The 20,033-nt window shown below is 74.5% G+C and carries 20 protein-coding genes; 7 read left to right on the top strand and 13 right to left on the bottom strand.

The window, feature by feature from the left end; genetic code table 11:
- Window positions 1–2: 2 nt before the first annotated feature.
- On the bottom strand, window positions 3–473 hold the full coding sequence (locus tag C4J65_RS09340) for an excalibur calcium-binding domain-containing protein (protein WP_115741993.1): 471 nt from the start codon (window positions 471–473) through the stop codon (window positions 3–5).
- Between the two features lie 178 nt (window positions 474–651).
- Between C4J65_RS09340 and C4J65_RS09335 the strand changes: the two genes are divergently transcribed.
- A complete protein-coding gene (locus C4J65_RS09335; protein WP_115741992.1) occupies window positions 652–1,584 on the top strand; it encodes an oxidoreductase in 933 nt (310 codons plus the stop codon).
- A gap of 40 nt (window positions 1,585–1,624) precedes the next feature.
- Here C4J65_RS09335 and C4J65_RS09330 read toward each other — a convergent pair whose 3' ends face one another.
- The 5 genes from C4J65_RS09330 to C4J65_RS09310 form a co-directional block, all read right to left on the bottom strand.
- Entirely contained in the window at window positions 1,625–2,392 is a 768-nt protein-coding gene (locus C4J65_RS09330) for a glucose 1-dehydrogenase (protein ID WP_115741991.1), read from the bottom strand.
- A gap of 80 nt (window positions 2,393–2,472) precedes the next feature.
- Window positions 2,473–3,057 carry a TetR/AcrR family transcriptional regulator gene (locus C4J65_RS09325; RefSeq protein ID WP_115741990.1) on the bottom strand — a complete coding sequence of 195 codons (585 nt, stop codon included), beginning with the start codon at window positions 3,055–3,057 and terminating at the stop codon, window positions 2,473–2,475.
- Between the two features lie 48 nt (window positions 3,058–3,105).
- On the bottom strand, window positions 3,106–3,489 hold the full coding sequence (gene nirD / locus C4J65_RS09320) for a nitrite reductase small subunit NirD (protein WP_162833093.1): 384 nt from the start codon (window positions 3,487–3,489) through the stop codon (window positions 3,106–3,108).
- Window positions 3,486–6,110, bottom strand: a complete 2,625-nt coding sequence (nirB, locus tag C4J65_RS09315) for a nitrite reductase large subunit NirB (RefSeq protein ID WP_115741989.1) — start codon at window positions 6,108–6,110, stop codon at window positions 3,486–3,488. The genes nirD and nirB overlap by 4 nt, the downstream gene beginning before the upstream one ends.
- A complete protein-coding gene (locus C4J65_RS09310) occupies window positions 6,110–7,342 on the bottom strand; it encodes an FAD-dependent oxidoreductase (RefSeq protein WP_115741988.1) in 1,233 nt (410 codons plus the stop codon). Before C4J65_RS09310 ends, nirB begins: the two co-directional genes overlap by 1 nt.
- A gap of 177 nt (window positions 7,343–7,519) precedes the next feature.
- Between C4J65_RS09310 and C4J65_RS09305 the strand changes: the two genes are divergently transcribed.
- Window positions 7,520–8,302: a sulfite exporter TauE/SafE family protein gene (locus tag C4J65_RS09305; RefSeq protein ID WP_115741987.1), complete on the top strand. Its 783-nt coding sequence runs from the start codon at window positions 7,520–7,522 to the stop codon at window positions 8,300–8,302.
- On the opposite strand, the gene C4J65_RS09300 is transcribed toward C4J65_RS09305, so the two are convergent.
- A complete protein-coding gene (locus tag C4J65_RS09300; protein ID WP_115741986.1) occupies window positions 8,299–9,207 on the bottom strand; it encodes an NAD(P)-binding domain-containing protein in 909 nt (302 codons plus the stop codon). The two genes, C4J65_RS09305 and C4J65_RS09300, sit on opposite strands and share 4 nt — an antisense overlap.
- Before the next feature lie 107 nt (window positions 9,208–9,314).
- Here C4J65_RS09300 and C4J65_RS09295 point away from each other — a divergent pair, with 107 nt between their 5' ends.
- Window positions 9,315–9,704, top strand: a complete 390-nt coding sequence (locus C4J65_RS09295) for a helix-turn-helix domain-containing protein (protein WP_115741985.1) — start codon at window positions 9,315–9,317, stop codon at window positions 9,702–9,704.
- Here the strand turns inward: C4J65_RS09295 and C4J65_RS09290 are convergent.
- Both C4J65_RS09290 and C4J65_RS09285 read right to left on the bottom strand, forming a co-directional pair.
- The gene (locus C4J65_RS09290; protein WP_115741984.1) at window positions 9,642–10,271 is read right to left on the bottom strand and encodes a class F sortase; all 630 of its coding nucleotides are present in this window, start codon (window positions 10,269–10,271) and stop codon (window positions 9,642–9,644) included. The genes C4J65_RS09295 and C4J65_RS09290 overlap by 63 nt on opposite strands.
- Before the next feature lie 118 nt (window positions 10,272–10,389).
- Window positions 10,390–10,923: a hypothetical protein gene (locus tag C4J65_RS09285; protein ID WP_115741983.1), complete on the bottom strand. Its 534-nt coding sequence runs from the start codon at window positions 10,921–10,923 to the stop codon at window positions 10,390–10,392.
- Window positions 10,924–11,213: 290 nt separating this feature from the next.
- On the opposite strand from C4J65_RS09285, the gene C4J65_RS09280 reads away from it, so the two are divergent.
- Together C4J65_RS09280 and C4J65_RS09275 are read left to right on the top strand one after the other, a co-directional pair.
- On the top strand, window positions 11,214–11,981 hold the full coding sequence (locus C4J65_RS09280) for an SDR family oxidoreductase (RefSeq protein ID WP_115741982.1): 768 nt from the start codon (window positions 11,214–11,216) through the stop codon (window positions 11,979–11,981).
- Between the two features lie 59 nt (window positions 11,982–12,040).
- On the top strand, window positions 12,041–12,784 hold the full coding sequence (locus tag C4J65_RS09275; RefSeq protein WP_115741981.1) for an SDR family oxidoreductase: 744 nt from the start codon (window positions 12,041–12,043) through the stop codon (window positions 12,782–12,784).
- Here the strand turns inward: C4J65_RS09275 and C4J65_RS09270 are convergent.
- Together C4J65_RS09270 and C4J65_RS09265 are read right to left on the bottom strand one after the other, a co-directional pair.
- Entirely contained in the window at window positions 12,733–13,662 is a 930-nt protein-coding gene (locus C4J65_RS09270; RefSeq protein WP_115741980.1) for a LysR family transcriptional regulator, read from the bottom strand. The genes C4J65_RS09275 and C4J65_RS09270 overlap by 52 nt on opposite strands.
- A gap of 75 nt (window positions 13,663–13,737) precedes the next feature.
- Window positions 13,738–15,381 (bottom strand): M4 family metallopeptidase, encoded by a 1,644-nt coding sequence (locus tag C4J65_RS09265; RefSeq protein ID WP_115741979.1) that lies wholly within the window; start codon window positions 15,379–15,381, stop codon window positions 13,738–13,740.
- A 166-nt stretch (window positions 15,382–15,547) separates the two neighbouring features.
- On the opposite strand from C4J65_RS09265, the gene C4J65_RS09260 reads away from it, so the two are divergent.
- On the top strand, window positions 15,548–15,967 hold the full coding sequence (locus C4J65_RS09260; RefSeq protein WP_115741978.1) for a gamma-glutamylcyclotransferase family protein: 420 nt from the start codon (window positions 15,548–15,550) through the stop codon (window positions 15,965–15,967).
- Between the two features lie 3 nt (window positions 15,968–15,970).
- Here the strand turns inward: C4J65_RS09260 and C4J65_RS09255 are convergent, their stop codons facing one another.
- Window positions 15,971–18,220 (bottom strand): molybdopterin oxidoreductase family protein, encoded by a 2,250-nt coding sequence (locus tag C4J65_RS09255; protein WP_115741977.1) that lies wholly within the window; start codon window positions 18,218–18,220, stop codon window positions 15,971–15,973.
- A 103-nt stretch (window positions 18,221–18,323) separates the two neighbouring features.
- Window positions 18,324–19,010, bottom strand: coding sequence for an ElyC/SanA/YdcF family protein (locus C4J65_RS09250; protein WP_115741976.1), 687 nt, complete (start codon window positions 19,008–19,010; stop codon window positions 18,324–18,326).
- Between the two features lie 168 nt (window positions 19,011–19,178).
- On the opposite strand from C4J65_RS09250, the gene C4J65_RS09245 reads away from it, so the two are divergent.
- On the top strand, window positions 19,179–19,994 hold the full coding sequence (locus C4J65_RS09245) for a CbiX/SirB N-terminal domain-containing protein (RefSeq protein WP_205350978.1): 816 nt from the start codon (window positions 19,179–19,181) through the stop codon (window positions 19,992–19,994).
- Window positions 19,995–20,033: the final 39 nt, after the last annotated feature.

Raw genomic sequence — 20,033 nt, 5'->3', positions numbered from 1 at the left:
GTTCAGGCCGCGCCGTCGCTCCGGCAGCGGCGCGCGGCCAGCAGCAGTCCGCCGCCCGCGAGCACGACGACCGCGCCGCCCGCCGCCAGGTACGGGGTGCTGTCGTCGCCGCCGGTCTCGGCCAGGTCCGTGCCCTGCTGCCCGGCGGCCTCGGCGCCGCCGCCCTCCTCGCTCCCGGAGTCCGTCCCGCTCCCGGCGCCCGCGTCGTCCGTGTCCTCGGCGCCGGTGTCCTTGTCGTCGGCGGGCACGAAGCCGGCCGGCGGCTTGTCGCAGCCGACGCCGTCCTGGTCGCGGTCCAGGTGCTTGCCGTAGTGCTCGTCGCCCTTCGGGATGTTGGAGTGGCCGTTCTCGTACGCCTCGGAGCAGTTCTTGAACGGGTGGGTGCCGTCGTGCGCCTGGGCGGCCGCGGCCGGCAGGGCGGCCAGGGCCAGGGCGGCGACGGTGACGGCGGCGGGCTTGCGGAGCAGCTTCATCGAGAGTCCCGGGAATGGTGTGGATGAGCGGATATGAGGTGACGAAGCTATTGAGGTGACCGAGATGTGGTGGGGATATGAAGGACTCGTGATGAGAACGTGACCGGACGGTAGCTCTCCGCTCAGGACCGCCGGGCGCGTACGGTGAGAGAGGTCCGGACCAGCGAAGGAGCCGCCGATGACCGGCTGGAGCACGGGCGACATCCCCGACCTGGACGGGCGCGTCGCCGTCGTCACCGGGGCCAACGGCGGCCTCGGCTACGTGATCGCCCGGGAGCTGGCGCGCAAGGGGGCCTCCGTCGTGCTCGCCTGCCGCAGCGGGGAGCGCGGCAACGCGGCCGTGGAGCGCCTGCTCGGCGAGGTGCCCTCCGCCGTCGTGGAACCGGCGCGGCTGGACCTCGGGGACCTGGCCTCGGTCCGGGAGTTCGCCTACGGACTGCCGTACGAGCGGGTCGATCTCCTCGTCAACAACGCCGGGGTGATGGCGCTGCCGCACGGCACGACGGCGGACGGCTTCGAGACCCAGTTCGGCGTCAACCACCTGGGGCACTTCGCGCTCACCGGGCTGCTGCTGCCCTCCCTGCTGGCCGCGCCCGGCGCCCGGATCGTGACGGTCTCCAGCTTCCTGCACGCGCTGGCCAGGGTCGACCCGCGCGACCTCAACAGCGTGCGGCGGTACGGGCGCTGGACCGCGTACGCCCGCTCGAAGTCCGCCAACCTGCTCTTCACCCACGAGCTGGCGCGCCGGCTCGCGGCACGGGAGGGCGCCTCGGACGTCCGCGCGGTCGCCGCCCACCCCGGATACGCCGAGACCGGCCTGTCGGCCGCCGGGCCCCGGGCCGAGGGGCGCCGGGTCGCCGAGCGGCTGGCGCGGCTCGGGAACCGGGTCGTCGCCCAGTCCCCGGAGACGGGCGCGCTGCCCGTCCTGTACGCGGCGACCGCGCCCGGTGTGCCCTCCGACTCCTTCACCGGCCCGTCCTTCGCGATGTGGCGCGGGGCGCCCGCACCGTCCTGGCGGGCGTCCTGGACCACCGACGACGCGATGGGGGAGCGGCTGTGGGCGGCCTCCGAGCGGCTGACGGGCGTCATCTACGAGGCGCTGCTGCCCTGAGCGGCCCCAAAGACCCGGGGCCGGGGCGCGCGACCGGCGCTCAGGCCGTCTGGCCGCCGTCCACCACCAGGTCGGTCCCCACCACCGACGCCGCGTCGTCGGACGCCAGGTACAGCACGGCCGCCGCGACCTCCGCCACCGCCGACACCCGGCCGAGCGGCGTCTCCCCGCGCATCCGCTCGGCCCGCCCCGCCTCCGTCTCGCCCGGCCGCAGGGACATCGAGGTCGCCGTGGCGCCGGGGCTGACGGCGTTGATGCGTACGCCGTCCCCGACGTGGTCCAGGGCGGCGCCCCGGGTGAGGGCCGAGACGGCCGCCTTGGTCGCCGTGTAGGCCGTGGCGCCCGGACTGCGCTTGTGCGCCCCGAAGGTGGAGGCGATGTTCACGATCGTGCCGCCGCCCGGCTGGGTGCGCATGTGCCGGACCTCGGCGCGCAGGGCGAGGAACACGCCGGTGACGTTGATGTCGAGCTGCGTGTGCCAGTCCTCCTCGGACAGGTCGGCGACGGGCGCCCCGCCGCGGAAGACGCCCGCGTTGTTCACGGCCACGTCGAGGGAGCCGAAGTGGTCCGCGGCGGCGGCCACGAGGGCGTCCACGTCGGCGGGCCGGGTGACGTCCGCGGTGACCGCCAGCGCCTTGCCGCCCGCCCCCTCGATCAGGGCCGCCGTCTCGTCGAGCGGTCCCCGGGCGCGCCCGGCGACGACGACGTGCGCGCCCTCGGCGGCCAGGGCGACGGCGACGGCCCGTCCGATGCCGGAGCCCGCGCCGGTGACGAGGGCGGTCCTGCCGGTGAAGCGCTGGGTGGTCATGAATCTCCCCTTTTTCTTGACCGATCGGTTTAATATGGGGCCGTGCAGACACCCCTCCGGAGAGGGGTCCGTCCGTGTCCTCAGTCGAGCAGTACGAGCGCCGCCTCCGCCGCGTCCCGCATCCTGGCCGGGTCCGGCGAGGCCTTGCCGACCACCCGCATGCCCTGGAGCAGGACCAGCAGCATGCGGGCGAGCGCCAGCGGATCGCGTCCGGCGGGCAGTTCGCCCTCGGCGCGGGCCCGGGCCAGCGAGGTGTGCAGCACGGTCTCCAGCTGGTCCCAGTTCCGCTCGACCCGACGCGCGGCGGCCGCGTCGTGCGGGGCCAGCTCGGCGGCGGTGTTGGTGACGAAACAGCCGCGCAGGCGCGAGTCGTCGGCGCTCGCCTCGGCGGCGTAGCGCCGCACCAGGGCCCGTACGCCCGGCAGCGCCGGGCCCGGCCGGGAAAGGTCCGCCAACAGGTCCGGGAGCAGCCCCTGCTCGTAGTGCGCCAGCGCCTTCAGGTACAGCTCGCGCTTGTTGCCGAAGGTCGCGTAGATGCTGGCGCGCCCGATGCCGAGGTGCTCGACGAGGTCGGTCATCGACGTCGCCTCGTAGCCGCGCCGCCAGAACAGCTCCAGGGCTGCCCGCAGCGCGGCGTCCGGATCGAACTCCTTGGTCCTGGCCACGGTCCGCAGCCTAGACCTGTCTGGAACGGTCAGTCAAGAAAGGGTGGGTCAGGCGGCCTTCACGGCCTTCACGGCCTTCACTCGGTATGTCTCCACCCGGATCGCCGCATCGTCCAGGCACTCCCCGGTCGTGAGGTCGAAGCGCTGCTTGAGCAGCGGGGAGGCGACGAACGGGCGTCCCTGATGGGTGCCGGTCAGGCCGCGGGAGAGGACCGCCGCGCCGGTGAACGGGTCCCGGTTGTCGATGGCGTACAGCCCGCCGTCCCGGTCCCGGAACAGGGCCGCCTGGCCGCCGTCCGGCAGCAGGGCCGCCACGCCCCGGCCCGGGAGCAGGGCGCGGAGGTCGCAGGCCGTGAACCAGTCGTCCGTCAGCCGCAGCCGGACCTCCAGGCCGGTCGTCTCGGGAGCGAGCGTCTCGGGTGCCAGGGTCATCGCCGGGTGCTTCCTTCCAGGAGGTCGTCTTCCGAGGGGCGCCGCAGGCCGATGTTCAGCAGCGGCAGGTCGGGCTTCATCTGGTCGCGCTCGGGCACGAAGCCCACGACCGGGTCGGGGGTGTCGGGGGCGTTCACGAAGGACACGAACCGGGCCAGCTTCTCCGGGTCGTTGATCGTCTCGGCCCACTCGTCGCGGTAGTGCGCGACGTGGGCGGACATCAGGGACTCCAGCTCGTCGCAGATGCCGAGCGAGTCGTGCACGACGACGTCCCGTACGTGGTCCAGGCCGCCGGGGATGCGCTCCAGCCAGGTGGAGGTGCGCTCCAGCTTGTCGGCGGTGCGGATGTAGAACATCAGGAACCGGTCGATCAGGCGGACCAGCTCGGCGTCCGAGAGGTCCTGCGCGAGGAGGTCCGCGTGGCGCGGGGTGGCGCCGCCGTTGCCGCCGACGTACAGGTTCCAGCCGTTGGAGGTGGCGATCACGCCGAAGTCCTTCGACTGGGCCTCGGCGCACTCGCGGGCGCATCCGGAGACCGCCGACTTCAGCTTGTGCGGGGACCTCAGGCCCCGGTAGCGCAGCTCCAGGTCGATCGCCATCCGCACCGAGTCCTGGACGCCGTAGCGGCACCAGGTCTGCCCCACGCAGGACTTCACCGTGCGCAGCGACTTGCCGTACGCGTGCCCCGACTCGAAGCCGGCGTCCACCAGGCGGGCCCAGATCAGCGGCAGCTGTTCGACGCGGGCGCCGAACATGTCGATGCGCTGACCGCCGGTGATCTTCGTGTAGAGCCCGAAGTCCCGGGCGATCTCACCGATGACGATCAGCTTCTCCGGCGCGATCTCGCCGCCGGGAATGCGCGGGACGACGGAGTAGGAGCCGTTGCGCTGGAGGTTCGCCAGGAAGTGGTCGTTGGTGTCCTGGAGCGCGGCCTGCTCGCCCTCCAGGACGTAGCCGCTCGCGCCGATCGCCGGGGCCAGCGAGGCGATGATCGAGCCGACCGCCGGCTTGCACACCTCGCAGCCCTCACCGCCCCGCGCGCCCTCCCGGCCGTGCCGGTCCAGCAGCTCCCGGTAGGAGGTGATCCGCAGGGCGCCGACGATCTCGTACAGCTCCTCGCGGGTCTGCGCGAAGCAGCCGCACAGCCCCTTGTCGACCTCGACGCCGCTCGCCTCCAGCTCGGCGGTGACCAGCTGGCCGAGTACCTTGACGCAGGAGCCGCAGCCGGTACCGGCCCTGGTGCACTTCTTCACCTCGGGCACGGTCGTGCAGGAGTGCTCCGTCACGGCGCCCCGGATCGTGCCCTTGGTGACGTTGTGGCAGGAGCAGATCACCGCGTCGTCGGGCAGCGCCGACGGGCCGAGCCGGTCCGGGGCCCCGGCACCGGCGGGCAGCACGAGCGACTCGGGGGAGACGGGCGGGACCGAGCCGGTGAAGGCGCGCAGGGTGCCGTACGCCTCCGCGTCGCCGACCAGGATGCCGCCGAGCAGCGTGCCGTCGCGGGCGACGACCAGCTTCTTGTACAGGCCCGAGCGGGAGTCGGAGTAGACGACGTCCAGGCAGTCGGCGGTGGCACCGTGCGCGTCGCCGAAGGACGCCACGTCCACGCCGAGCAGCTTCAGCTTGGTGGACAGGTCGGCGCCGGTGAACGTCAACTGGTCGCTCTCCTCGGCGGCGATGGCGGCCGCGGCCGTCTCGGCCTGCTCGTACCCGGGCGCCACCAGCCCGTACACCCGCCCGTCGGCGGCCAGCGCGCACTCGCCGATCGCGAACACGCGCTCGTCGGTGACCGTGCGGCACCGCTCGTCGACGCTGATGCCGCCGCGCTCGCCGACCGCGAGGCCACAGTCCCGGGCGAGCTGGTCGCGGGGGCGGACACCGGCACTGAACACCACCAGATCGGTGGCGAGTTCGGACCCGTCGGACAGCTTCATGCCGGAGACGGCACCCGATGGGTCGACCACGATCTCCTGGGTGCCGACGCCCGTGTGGACGGCCAGGCCCATCTCCTCGATGGTGCGCAGCAGCGCCGCGCCACCGCCCTCGTCGACCTGCACCGGCATCAGGCGCGGCGCGAACTCCACGATGTGCGAGGTGAGTCCGAGCCCCTTGAGCGCGCCGGCGGCCTCCAGACCGAGCAGCCCGCCGCCGACCACGGCGCCGGTCGTCGCGTTCTTCGCGTACGCCTCGATGGCGAGGAGGTCCTCGATCGTGCGGTAGACGAAGCAGCCCTCGGCGTCCTTGCCGGGCACCGGCGGGACGAACGGGTAGGAGCCGGTGGCCAGGACGAGGACGTCGTACTCGACGACCAGCCCGGAGCGGGCGGTCACCGTGCGCGCCTCCCGGTCGATCGTCTCCGCCGGGTCCCCGACGCGCAGCTCGATGCCGTGCTCGTCGAGGAAGGCGAGGTCGGTCATCGACAGGTCCTCGGGCGTCTTCCCCGAGAAGTACGAGGTGAGCCGGACGCGGTCGTAGGCGGGGCGCGGCTCCTCGCACAGGACGACCACGCGGTGCGTACCGGTCAGGCCGCGCTCGGCGAGGGCCTCCAGGAAGCGCTGGCCGACCATGCCGTGGCCGACCAGCACGATCGTCGGGGGGTTCCCCGGGGTGGTGGCGGTCATCAGGAGCCTCCGTCTTGGGTGAGCAGGTGGAGCAGGGGGCCGCCGTCGGAGGGGAGCGGCTCTGCTCCCTCCCAGGCGCGCGCCAGCGCGCCGACGGTGCCGAGTTCGCCGACCAGGACCCCGCCCACCAGCCGGTCGTCACGGACGACGACCTTGCGGTAGGTGCCCCGGGTGGCGTCGGCGAGCTGCACGACGTCGTCGCCGGGGCGGGGGTCGGTCTCGCCGAACGCGGCGAGGTCGAGGGGGTCGAAGGGGCCGTCCGCCCCGGTGAGGGTGAGCCGGGTCAGCGCGCGGGTGCCGGTGTAGCGCCGGGCGGCGCTCCCGCCGTCCGCGAGCAGTCCGGCCAGCACCCCGGCCTGTTCGAGGGCGGGCGCGGCCAGCCCGTACACGCGGTCCGCGTGCTGGGCGCAGTCGCCGATCGCGCGGATGTGCGGGTCGGAGGTGCGCAGCTCGTCGTCGACGAGGACGCCCTTGCCGACCGCCAGCCCCGCCTCCCGCGCCAGTCCGACCCGCGGCCGGACCCCGCAGGCGAGCACCACCAGGTCGGCGCCGAGGGCGTACCCGTCGCCCATCTCCACCGACCGCACCGCACCGCCGACGCTGCGCACGTCCCGTACCCGGCATTCGGTGTGCACCTCCACCCCGAGCCCCTCCAGGTGCCGCCGCACCAGCGCGGAGGCCGCCGGGTCGAGCTGCCGCTCCATCAGCCGCTCGGACTGCTGGGCGAGGACGACCTGGGCGCCGCGCACGGCCAGCGCGCGGGCGGCGGACACCCCGAGCAGCCCGCCGCCGATCACGACGGCCCGCACTCCCGGCCGTACCGCCTTCGACAACCCCAGGCAGTCGTCCATCGTGCGGAACGCGTGCACGCCCTCGGGCAGCTCGTGGTCCGGGGTGAACAGGCCGCGCAGTGGCGGCAGCACGGCGTTGGAGCCGGTGGCCAGGACCAGCGTGTCGTAGGCGATCACCGACCCGTCGGCGCAGCGCACGGTCCGCCCGGCCCGGTCGATGCCGGTGACCCGGCCGCGCAGCAGCCCGGCGGGCGCCGGCAGGGCGATCACCTCGGGGCCGTACCGTCCGGCCAGCACCTCGGCGAGCAGCACCCGGTTGTACGGGCGGTGGTCCTCGTCGCCGAGCGTCAGCGCGGGCGTGCCCAGCTCACCGAGCCGCCGGGCGAGCGTCACGCCCGCGAGTCCGGCGCCGATCACCACCACACGCGTTTTCGAGGTCATGGCACCGAGCGTGCGCTGCGGGTGTTACCCGGCCGCATCCCTTCTGTTTCCCACGGGGAACGCTGCCCTCAGCGGGCCCGGCCGGTGCGTGTGAGGGTTCCGGCCGGGTGCGCGGGAACCTCAGAAGTCCCTCATCTCGATGGACGGCACATGCATCCCGTCCATAAGGTCGCGATCATGCCCGACATATCGCTGACCACGGTCGTCCTGCTCTGCCTCGCCGCACTCGCGGCCGGCTGGATCGACGCCGTGGTCGGCGGCGGCGGCCTCCTGCTGCTGCCCGCCCTGCTGCTCGGCCTGCCCTCCGGTACCCCGGCCGCACACGCGCTCGGCACCAACAAGGCGGTCGCCATCGTCGGCACCACGGGCGCCGCGGTGACGTACGCCCGCAAGGCGCCGGTGGACGTGCGCACCGCCGTACGCATCGGCCTGGCGGCACTGGCCGGGTCCTCGGGCGGCGCCTTCTTCGCGGCCGGGATGAGCACCGAGGTCCTGAAACCGGTGATCATGGTGGTGCTGCTCGCGGTCGCCGCCTTCGTGATCTTCCGCCCCGCCTTCGGCACCGCGCCCGCCACCGGCCCGGCCACCCGCCGCCAGATCCTCGCCGCGATCGGTCTCGCGGGCCTCGGCATCGGCTTCTACGACGGCCTCATCGGCCCCGGCACCGGAACCTTCCTGGTCCTCGCCCTCACCGCCCTGCTCCACCTGGACCTGGTGACCGCCTCCGCCACCGCCAAGATCGTCAACTGCTGCACCAACGCGGGCGCCCTCGCCACCTTCGCCTGGCAGGGCGCGGTGCTGTGGCAGCTGGCCGTCCTGATGGCCGCCTTCAACCTGGCCGGCGGCATGTTCGGCGCCCACACGGCCCTCAAGAAGGGCAGCGGCTTCGTCCGCGTCGTCCTGCTGACGGTGGTCTTCGCGCTGGTGGTGAACCTGGCGTACGAACAGTGGGTGGCCTAGGTGCGGTCCGCCGCAGGCCGGCGCAGGTTCAGGAGTTCCACCGCCCCCGTCGTGTCCTCGGCCCCGTGCCCCTCGGCGAGCCACCGCTCCAGCAGCGCCGTGTACGGCGTCAGCAGCTCCGGGCTCACCCCCTGCTCCTCGGCCGTGCGCAGCAGCGTCGCGCTCCCCGCCACCTGCGTCGCGAGGGTGGAGACGACGCCCTTGCCGTAGTCGCCGCTCGTCAGCTGGTCGGCCGCCGTGTGTGCCGAGCCGGACATCGCGCCGAGCCACGACACCAGCAGCGGCGCGAAGTCCTTCGGCGCGATGTCCTCCGGGCCGATCAGCGCGAAGGCGTGCATGATGCCCGCGAACATGCCGCTCATCGCGCTCAGCAGCGCCACGTCGTGCAACGCCGCGAAGCCCGCGTCCGCGCCGACGTAACGGGTGCCGGCCGGGACGGCGAGGGTGTCCCGGTGCTCCTCGAACAGCTCGGGGGAGCCGCTGTAGAAGACGTACCCGCCGGATTCGGCGGCCCCGATCATCGGCGGCACGGCCATGATCCCGCCGTCCAGGAAACGGGCCCCGCGCGCCGTCGCCCACGCGGCGCGGGCACGGCCCTCGGCGGGCGTCCCGGTGGTGAGGTTCACCAGGTCCCGCCCGGTCAGGTCGGCGCCGTCGAGCGCCTCGCCGACCGAGGCGTCGTCGAGCAGGCAGACGATCACCAGGCGGCTCGCGGCCACCGCCGCAGCGGCGCTCGCGGCGACCGCCGCCCCCTCGGCGGCCAGGGCCCCGGCGCGGGCCGGGGTGCGGTTCCAGACGGTCACGGGGTGGCCGGCGGCGAGCCAGGCGCGGGCCAGGGCGGTACCCATGGCGCCGGTGCCGAGGACGGTGAGCGGAATACGGGCGGCGGGTGTCTTGTCAGTCATGTTGATCAGGCTCCGCCGGGACGGGCCACCGCTCAAGTACGCACTTGCGAGTGGGTGGTTACCCCGGCGGAAGCGTGCGGGCGGAGGGCAGGGACGGGGTGACGGGTATGGGGACGGCACGGCGGCCGGGGGCGTACCACTGCGGGGTCGACGCGGCGATCGACGTGATCGGCGGGAAATGGAAGGTACTGATCCTGTGGGCCCTCGGCGAGGGGATGCACCGCTTCGGCGCGCTGCGCCGCGCACTGCCGGGCGTCACCGAGAAGGTGCTCGCCGCGCAGCTGCGGGAGCTGGAGGCCGACGGCATCGTGCACCGCGAGGAGTACGGCGAGGTGCCGCCCCGCGTGGAGTACTCGCTGACCGCCCGGGGCGTCGCCCTCAACGAGGCGCTGGTGCCGCTCGGCGCGTGGGGGAAGGCGCACGTGCTGAACGCGTCACCGGCTCCCGGTCAGGTGGGCGAAGACGACCACGTTGCCCTGGTATCCGGTACTGCGTGAGTAGGGGCCGCCGCAGGTGATGACGCGCAGTTCGGGGCGGTCGGCGGCGCCGTAGACCTTCGCGTCGGGGAAGGCGTCGGCGGCGTAGACCTCCACCGCGTCCACGGTGAAGACGGCGACGCCGCCGTCGCGCCGGTCGATCTCGATCGCCGAGCCCTTCTCCAGGGCGCCGAGGCGGTAGAAGACGGCGGGCCCCTCGGCGTTGTCGACGTGCCCGGCGACGATCGCGGTGCCCCTCTCGCCGGGGGTGGTGCCCGCCTCGTACCAGCCGGCGAGGTTCTTCTTCCCGGCGGGCGGCACGTCCAGGCTGCCCGTGCCGGTCAGGCCCAGGCCGGTCAGCGGGGCGTCCACGCCGATCGCCGGGATGCGGACGCGGTCCGGCGGAGAGGGCGGCAGCGCCGGTGCGGCGGCGCCCCGGCCGGCCTGCCCGGCCCGGTCGGTGCGGGCCTGCGCGGCCGACGGCTGGGGCGGGGCGTCGGTGCGGGCGCCGCCGAGCAGCAGCCACGCCCCCGAACAGAGGGCGACGGCGGTGACGGCCGCTATCGCGGTGTCCTTGACCCTGCGCATGACGTCCCCTCTCCCTCGGCTCCCTGGGACCCCCGGCCCCCTCCGGGCCGCGAGGGGCGTCGGACCCGGAGGGGGTGGGGAAGTGCGGTACCGGCGGACGGGCAGCGGAGGGTGCCCGTCAGATCCCGTCGCCTCTCGCCCGGCGATGCAGGAGCCAGGTACCGCCCGCGGCGGCGACGGCGAGAGCCGCCACGCCGGCCGCGGTCTGCACGGGGTCGGGGCCAAGAGCGCCGCCGACCCCCGTCTTCACGCTTCCTCGGGGGTACACCTGCTCGGCGGCCGAGGCCAGCGTGACCACCAGGTCGCCCGTCACCCGCCGCTCGTCGTCCCCACAGGTCGCGACGATCTCGTACGTCCCCGGCTGCGCGCTCGGCGGCACCTGGAAGTGGCCGGTCGCCTCTCCCTCGCCGGTGCCCGGCGCCAGCGGGAACGAGCCCGCGCCGACCGCGCCGGCGTCACCCGCCGCCGAGCCGCCCTTCCCGCACGCCGCGGTCGTCACCATCGCCCGCTCGCCCGGCACGACCGAGGCCGGATACACCGTCAGGCCCCCGGTGCCGGCGGTCTCCCCGGCGTACGCCGGGGCCGCGGTGGTCAGACCGGCGGCCGCGGCGGCGAGCGCGGTACCGGTCAGCAGGCGGGCGGTGCGTCGCATCGGTGCTCCTTTGAGCTCTTCGGTGGCCCCTGCCCTACCGAGCAAAGGCGCACCGGCCCCGGCACGCTCCCCGGGCGGGTGTGAACGGGTGACCGGTGCCTCCGAACGGGCCCGGTGGCACGCTGCGCGGTTTGACCTCGGCGGGAACCTCTCGCACGAGCGCGGCAGGAACGCCGGGCGAGAGCCATAGGAACTTCCTATGGCACCCGCTGCAATTTCGTCTTTGCTTCCGGATATTTCCCGGATCTACCGTGAGTGCCTCAATGCGATATTCCGGAAAGGCCAGTGGAATGACCACGAACGAGAACACGTCGGAAAATCGGGAACTCGCCGGAAAGCGGGCTCTCGTCACCGGCGGTACGCGGGGCATCGGAGCGGCGATCGTCCGCCGCCTGCTGGACGCCGGCGCCGAGGTGCTCACCACCGCCAGGTCCGCGACGGGCGCCGCACCCGAGGGGGCCGCCTTCGTACCGGCCGACGTGCGCACCCCGGCCGGGGCGGAGGCGCTCGCGACGGCCGCGCAGGAACTGCTCGGCGGGGTGGACCTCCTGGTTCACAACGTGGGTGGGGCGCGGCCCCATCTGGACGCCCCGGCCATTCCCGACGAGGAGTGGCGGGACGCCCTGGACCTGAACCTCCTCGCCTCGGTCCGCCTCGACTCGCTGCTGGTGCCGGGCATGCGGGGGCGGCGTTCGGGGGCGATCGTGCACGTCTCCACGGCCGCGGTCGTCCCGCCGGTCCCCCCGTTCCTGCACTACCAGGCGGCGAAGGCGGCGCTGGAGACCTACAGCCGGGGCCTGGCCTCGGCACTGGCCCCCTCCGGCGTCCGGGTCAACACGGTGAGCCCCGGCCGGACCGCCACCCCCGGCGGCGAGGAGACCCGGGAGAACTGGGCGGGCCTGAACGCCGGACCCGGCCCGACCGGCACCGCGCCGCTGGGACGCGACGGCCGGCCCGAGGACATCGCCGAGGCGGTGCTGTTCCTCGTCTCCGGCCGGGCGGGCTGGGTGACCGGAAGCAACCTCGTCGTGGACGGCGGGGAATACCCCAGGGGCTGACCTCCGAGAAAAGCGAAGCTGGGAAAGTATGGGCACGTCTGCGAAAAAGGGATTCGGAAATGGGTGTGTACAGCGACAGGAATGCCGTGATCACGGGTGGCGGCAGCGGAATGGGTTTCGCGATGGCGGAACTGCTGGTGGCCGGCGGAGCCCGGGTGGTGATCACCGGCCGTTCGCAGACCACGCTCGACGCCGCGCGGGAGCGGCTCGGAGAGAACGCGGTGGCCGTCCGGGGCGACGTGGCCTCACTGCCGGACCTGGACGCCCTCACCGACCGGGTGAAGGCCGAACTGGGCACGGTCGACGCCCTGTTCGTCAACGCCGGGATCGCGGCCCTCACACCTCTCGAATCGACGACCGAGGCGGCGTACGACGAGCTGTTCGCGATCAACGTCAAGGGCGCCTGGTTCACCGTGCAGAAGCTCGCCCCGCTGCTGAACACGGGCGCGGGCGTCGTCCTCACCACCTCGGTGGCCAATGCCGTCGGCATGGCGGACGCCAGCGTCTACGCGGCCGGGAAGGCGGCGCTGCGCTCGATGGCCCGCAGCTTCTCCCGTGAGCTGCTGCCCCGCGGCATCCGGGTCAACGCGGTCAGTCCGGGACCCGTCGACACGGGAGCCCTGGACGCGGCGACGACCGCCGAGGAGGCCGCGCGGTTCAAGGCGGAACGGGTCGCGGACAACCCCATGCGGCGCTTCGGCACCCCCGAGGAGATCGCGCGGGCCGCCGCCTTCCTCGCCTTCGACGCCACCTACACGACCGGCGCCGAGCTGGCCGTGGACGGCGGCGCCACCCAGCTCTGAGCCTGCCGGTACCACGTCTCCTGGCGCAGGAACTCCAGCAGCGCCGTCTCCGCCGGGCCCGCGCCGGGCCGGACCGCGGCGACCACCGGCTGGGACACGGCCGGGAACACCGGGCGCACCAGGTGCTCGTGACCGGGGGGCACCGCGGAGGCCGGGACGAACGTCACCCCGAGGCCGTGGGCGGCCCAGCGCACGGCCGTCGCCGTCTGGGAGAGGCGGGCGACGGTGGTCGGGGCGAGCCCGTTCTCCCGCAGCACGTCCGCCAGTACGCCGTCGAGCGCACTGGCGGGGTCGAAACGCACCCACGGCTCCCGCTCCAGGTCCCGCAGCGCGACCCGGTCCGCGGCGAGCCGCGGGTGCCCGGCCGCCAGCACGACGACGAACTCCTCGTCGCCCAGGTGGTGGCCGTCGTACAGGCCCTCGTCGCACCGTCCGGCCATGAGGGCGAGGTCCAGCACGCCGCCGCGGGCCAGCCGCTCCAGCTCCGTCGGGTTCGGCTCCTCGAAGACGGTGACCTCCAGGCGCGGGAAGCGGCGGCGCAGCGCGCTCAGGGCGCCCGGCAGCTGCCGCGTGCCCAGGCCCATCTGCACCGCGACCACCAGCTCGCCCGCCAGCTCCTCGGAGCCGGCCCGCGCCGTCGCCCGCGCCCGGCGTGCCGCGTTCACCGCGATCTCCGCGTCCCGCAGGAAGGCGCGACCGGCCACGGTGGGCACCAGACCGGTCGGGGTGCGGGAGAACAGCTCCACGCCGAGGTCCCGCTCCAGACCGCGGATCTGCTGGGACACCGAGGGCTGGGCGACGCGCAGCGCCTCGGCCGCGGCCGTCACCGAGCCCTCCTCGGCGACAGCCAGGGCGTACTCGAACTGCCTCAGGCTCATCGGCTCCCGTCCCCTCGTTCGTGCTCTCGCGGCAAGCGTAAGCGAGCGCGGCAGGCGGGCGCCGGACGACCGGGGTCAGCCCACGTTCACCGCGCTCCACGCCGCGCCGACCGCGGCGTACTCGGCGCTGTCGGTGCCGTACAGGTCGCCGGCCGCGCTCAGGGTGGCGGCGCGGGCGCCCGCGTAGTCGGTGGACGACGTCATGTAGACCGTCAGCGCCCGGTACCAGATGTCGCCGAGCCTGTCCCTGCCGATCCCCGAGACCGTGGAGCCGTCACAGGTCGGGGAGTCGTAGGCCACGCCGCCCACGGTCCGCGCACCGCTGCCCTCGGCCAGCAGGTAGGCGAAGTGGTTGGCGACGCCGGAGGAGTAGTGGACGTCCAGGTCGCCCAGCGAGGTGCTCCAGCAGTCGGCCGAGCTGCCGTCCCGGCTCGGCCGGTCCAGGTAGCGCAGGGCGTCCCGGCCGAATCCGTCCCGGACGACCTTCTCGCCGATCAGGTAGTCCCCGGGGTCGGCGGGGTTGTCCGCGTGCCACTCCACCAGGGCGCCGAAGATGTCCGAGGTCGCCTCGTTCAGCCCGCCGGACTCGCCCGAGTACGCCAGTGCCGCCGTCTTCGACGTCACCCCGTGCGACATCTCGTGGGCGGCGACGTCCAGCGAGACCAGCGGCCCGAAGGTCGTCCCGTCGCCGTCGCCGTACGTCATGCAGAAGCAGCCGTCGTCCCAGAAGGCGTTGTTGTACCGGGTGCCGTAGTGCACGCGGTTGTACGAGCCCCTGCCGTCCCCCGCGATGGCGCTGCGCCCGTGGACGTCCTCGTAGTAGTCCCAGGTGGCGTCCGTGCCGTACTGCGCGTCCACCGCGGCCGAGGCGCGGTCGTCCGCGGCCCCCGTGCCCCAGTGGTTGTCGGCGTCGGTGAACAGCGTCGCGGGCGCCCGCGACAGGCAGATGGTGAGGATGCACAGGTCGGTCCGGTTCTCCGCGTCGCCCGTGTACGTGTCGCCGCGCGTCGGATCCTTGAGCGCGTACGACGACCCGGACGGCGTCGTCTCCAGCGGCACCGTGCCCCCGTACAGCGACTTCCCGTCGCCGGACGCCGACTCGACGGTGTCCCAGGCGTCGATGCGGGCGCCCGTGCCCGCGTCGGTCAGCACGGTGCGCGCGACCGGGTTGCCGAGGGAGTCCAGCGCCGCCGCGTCGGTCCGCCAGGCCAGCTTCGGGGCCCCGTGCAGGGCGTCCACGACCAACTCGGGCCGGGCGGTGAGCTTCTTGAGCAGCTCGCCCGGGTTGGCGGCGCGCAGCGCGTTCGAGGCCAGGTCGGCCGCCTTCGGTGCCGACAGCTTCGGGGCGACGGTGGGCAGGGCGAGCGGGGTGTCCGTCGCGCGGTCGGCGCCGCGGAAGCCGCCGTCGGGAGCGAGGTGGACGACGAAGTCGCCGCCCAGGACGGGGAGGTCGCGGTAGGTCCGGTCGTAGCGGACGTGCCGGGCGCCGTCCTCGTCGACGACGACGTCGCGGACCTCGGTGTCCTGGTCCCCCGTCAGGCCCAGGGCGGCGGCGTGCTCCGACAGGGCCGCCGCGGCGAGGTCGGGGGCCGCGGCGGGGGTCGGCCGGTCGGCGGCCGCGGCGCCGGGCGCGAGGGCGGCGATCAGCAGGGTCGCGGTGGTGGCCGCGGTACCGGCCAGGACGGGACGGGAACCTCTGACGTGCCGTATTCGGCTCATCGGACTCCTTGCGGGGAGGAGCGCTCGAGGGCGCGTGGGGGTGGGGGAGTGGTGCGTGTGGGGGGAGGTGTTGATGTTGACTCAGATTTAAAGGTCCATGACATGTCGTGTCCATAGGCCCTCCCGTGAAGATCGCGGGAGGCATGGGTGGAGAGAATGACCCTCCGTGGACACCGCGCGACTTCCGTTCTTCGTCTACGGCACCCTGCGCCCCGGGGGACCGAACCACGACGCCCTCCTGCGCGGACGCGTCCGTGCCGAGGAACCCGCCCGGCTGTACGGGGCCGTGCTCTACGAGGGCCCCGGCCACCCGTACGCCGTCGAGGCGGCCGAGGGGGTCGTCAGCGGGGAGATCGTCACCCCCGAGCCCGACGAGTACGCCGCGCTGCTCGCCGGACTGGACCGGCTGGAGGAGTACGTGCCGGGCGACCCGCACAACCTCTACGACCGGGTGGCCAGGACGGCCGTCCGGGACGCCGACGGGGCGTCCGTCCGGGCCTGGGTCTACGTCGCCGCACCGGCCGTCGCCGCCCGGCTCGGGGCGCGCGGCCGCCGCGTCGAGGGCGGGAACTGGACGGTGCGCTGACGGCTACCGCGCCACCGTCTCCACCCGCACCGCGCACACCTTGAACTCCGGCATCCCCGAGGTCGGGTCCAGGGCCGGGTTGGTCAGGGTGTTGGCGCGGCCCTCACCGGGCCAGTGGAAGGGCATGAACACCGTGTCGGGCCGGATGCCGGTGGTGATGCGGGCCGGTGCCACCGCCCGTCCCCGCCGGGACACGACCGCCAGCGGGTCGCCCTCGGCCGCCCCCAGCCGTGCCGCCAGCCGCGGGTGCAGCTCCACGAACGGCCCCGGCGCGGCGGCGTTCAGCTCGGCCACCCGCCGGGTCTGCGCCCCGGACTGGTACTGCGACACGACCCGGCCGGTGGTCAGCAGCACGGGGTACTCGTCGTCCGGCTCCTCGGCGCTCGGACGGTGCGTCACGGGCGCGAAGCGGGCCCGGCCGTCGTCGGTGGCGAAGCGGTCGAGGAAGAGGCGCGGGGTGCCGGGGTGGGGCGCGGTGCGGGGGCCGCTGCCGTTGCCCGTGGCGGTACTGCTGCCGGTGCCGGTGCGGGTGTCCCTGCCGGAGCCGGAGCCGGTTCCGCCGCCCCTGCCGCTGCCGCTGCCGCTGCCGGTGTCGGTGTCGGCGGCGTCCGTGCCGTCGGCCGCGGGTTGCGCCGGGCACGGCCAGAACACGCCGTTCTCCCGCGCCAGCCGCCGGTAGCCGATCCCGGAGTAGTCCGCCGGGCCGCCCGCGCTCGCCCGCCGCAGCTCCTCGAAGACCTCCTCGGGTTCGGTCGGGAACCCCTTCTCCACGCCGAGCCGCCCGGCCAGCCCGTGCAGCACCTCCAGATCGCCGCGCACCCCGTCCGGCGGCGTGATCGCGCGCCGCCGCAGCAGCACCCGCCCCTCCAGACTCGTCGTGGTCCCCGTCTCCTCCGCCCACTGCGTCACCGGCAGCACCACGTCCGCCAGTTCCGCGGTCTCGGAGAGCACCACGTCGCACACCGCCAGGAAGTCCAGCGACCGCAGCCGCCCCTCGACGTGCGCGGCCCGGGGCGCCGAGACGACCGGGTTGGAACCCATCACCAGCAGCGACCTGACGTCCGTGCCCAGCGCGTCCAGCAGCTCGTACGCACTGCGCCCCGGACCCGGCAGCGAGTCCGGGTCCACGCCCCACACCCCGGCCACGTGCCGCCGCGCCGCCGGGTCGGTCAGCTTGCGGTACCCCGGCAACTGGTCGGCCTTCTGCCCGTGTTCGCGCCCGCCCTGCCCGTTGCCCTGCCCGGTCAGACAGCCGTACCCGGACAGCGGCCGCCCGGCCCGCCCGGTCGCCAGGCACAGGTTGATCCAGGCGCCCACCGTGTCCGTGCCCTTGGCCTGCTGCTCGGGCCCGCGCGCGGTGAGCACCATCGCCGCCTCGGGCGCGCAGAACAGCCGTACCGCCTCCCGCAGTTCGGGGACGGACACGCCCGTGATCCGCTCCACGTACTCCGGCCAGTGCGCCATCGCCGCCGCCCGCGTCTCCTCCCAGCCCGACGTGCGCTCCTCGACGTACGCCTCGTCGACCCGGCCCTCGGCGACCACCAGGTGCAGCATGCCCAGCGCGAGGGCGAGGTCGGTCCCGGGCCGGGGCGCGAGGTGCAGGTCGGCCTGGTCGGCGGTCTTCGTGCGGCGCGGGTCGACGACGATCAGGGTGCCGCCGTTCTCCCGCAGCTCGGTGAAGTAGCGCAGGGCCGGCGGCATCGTCTCCGCCGGGTTCGACCCGACGAGGATCACGCACCCGGTCCTCGGGATGTCCTCCAGCGGGAACGGCAGCCCCCGGTCGAGCCCGAAGGCCCTCGTCCCGGCCGCCGCGGCCGACGACATGCAGAACCGCCCGTTGTAGTCGATCTGCGAGGTGCCCAGCACCACCCGGGCGAACTTGCCCAGCGCGTACGCCTTCTCGTTGGTCAGCCCGCCCCCGCCGAACACCCCCAGCGCGTCCGCCCCGTACCGCGCCCGCGTGCGCTCCAGGTTCCCGGCGATCCGGTCCAGCGCCTCGTCCCAGCCGGCCGGCACCAGCGTGCCGTCGCCCGACCGCACCAACGGCGAGGTCAGCCGCGCCCCCGGCGCCAGCACCGCCGCCGCCGTACGCCCCTTGCCGCACAGCGCGCCCCGGTTCACCGGGAAGTCCGCCCGCTCGGACACCTCGACGGTCCCGCCCTCGACGGGCGTCAGATTCATCCCGCACTGCAGCGCGCAGTACGGGCAGTGCGTGGGGGTGGTGGCGGGGTTGCGCGTGCCGGTGTTCTGCATGCCGCCCAGCCTGCGGCTGCCGTGTTACGCGACCGGGCGGCGCCCTGTTACACGGCGGGGACGGCGACCTCCCCGCCCCCGCCGGGCCGCGGTGAGGGACGCGTCATCCGGCGTCGGCCAGGGCCCGCGCCACCCCCGGCTCCCTCGGCCCGAGGAAGTGCGGGTCCGGCTCGAAGACCGCGTCCAGCGCCGCCTTGCCCGCCGCGAGGATCTCCCGGGCGCCTCCGTAGTACCAGGTCACGTCGTGCTCGTCGTCGACCCCGACGCCGTACGACGCCACCCCCGCCTCCTGGCACAGGGCGACCGCTCGCCGGATGTGGAAGCCCTGGCTGATCAGCACCGCCCGGTCGACTCCGAAGATCTTCTTCGCCCGGACGCAGGAGTCCCAGGTGTCGAACCCCGCGTAGTCGCTGACGATCCGCCCGTCGGGCACCCCGTGCCGGACCAGGTAGGCGCGCATGGCGTCCGGCTCGTCGTACTCCTCGCGGCTGTTGTCCCCGGTCACGAGCACCACCTCGATCCGCCCCGCCCGGTACAGCCGTGCCGCCGCGTCCAGCCGGTGCGCGAGGTACGGCGACGGCTCCCCGTCCCACAGCCCGGCCCCGAACACGACCGCGACCTCGGTGCGCGGCACGTCGGCGGCGGTGCGCAGCCGGTCGTCGGTGACCAGGTGCAGCCACGCGCCCGGCAGCAGCGCCAGCACGCACCCGGCCATCACCGCCCGCACCAGCCGCCGCTGCCCCTTCCTGGTGCGCGGCAGGCGCGGTCTGCGAAGTCTCGGGCGGCGCATCGGGACGGTCCCCTCCCCGGTCGGTTCCTGCCATCAGGGACGTCCGGGCGGGCCGTCCGGTTCACCCGGCACCGCTCACACGAGGGGGGCGGCACCGTGTGAACCGACGGAAAATTCCCGTGACACCCGCGCAACGGGACGGCAACGTCCGGCGGCCACCCTCGGTGCATGACGGCGACGACAGTGACGAGCAACAGGACCACCCCGGCCACCGGCGGCATCCCCGCCCTGGTCGTCGTCGCCCACGGCAGCCGCGACCCGCGCGCGCTCAGCACCGTACGGGCCCTCCTCGACCGGGTCCGCGCCCTGCGCCCCGCCCTGCCGGTGCACCTCGGCCACGTCGAGCTGAACGAGCCCCTGCTGCCGGACACGCTCACCGCCCTCGGCGACGGGGCGGCGGTCCTCGTCCCGCTCCTGCTCAGCCGCGGCCACCACGTCAAGCGGGACATCCCGGAGCTGGCCGCGGCATCCCCGGCCCGCACCCGCGTGGCCGCCCCGCTCGGCCCGCACCCCCTCCTGGTGGACGCCCTCCAGGCCCGCCTCACGGAGGCCGGCTGGCCCACCCGCGCGGGCACGGACCACGCCGTCGTCCTCGCCTCGGCGGGCTCCCGGGACCCGGAGTCCCGGGCCGACACCGCCCGCACGGCGGCGCTCCTCGCCGCCCGCCTCGGCGTCCCGGTCGTCCCGGCGTACGCCTCGGCGGCGGCCCCGACGGTCCCGGAGGCCGTACGCGCGCTGACGGACCGGGGCTACTGCAGGGTCGCCGTCGCCTCCTGCTTCACCGCCCCGGGCCGCTTCGCGACCGAGTGCGCGGCAGCGGCCCCCTGGATCGCCGCCGCCCCCCTGGGCACCCACCCGTCGATCGCCCGCCTGCTCCTGCACCGCTACGACCGGGCACGCGGAAGAGGCGGCACGGGCAACGCCGGCAAAGAGGCGCGGGGAACTGCGCGGCCGGCCACAACCGAACCCGCACTCGCCGGATAACCGCACCAGGCAGACGAGTGGACCCCCACCTGTCACACC

This window comes from Streptomyces sp. CB09001 (assembly GCF_003369795.1).
Taxonomy (GTDB): Bacteria; Actinomycetota; Actinomycetes; order Streptomycetales; family Streptomycetaceae; genus Streptomyces.
Note: the sequence above shows the minus strand (reverse complement) of the source record. Positions and strands in the feature narration are given on the sequence as shown.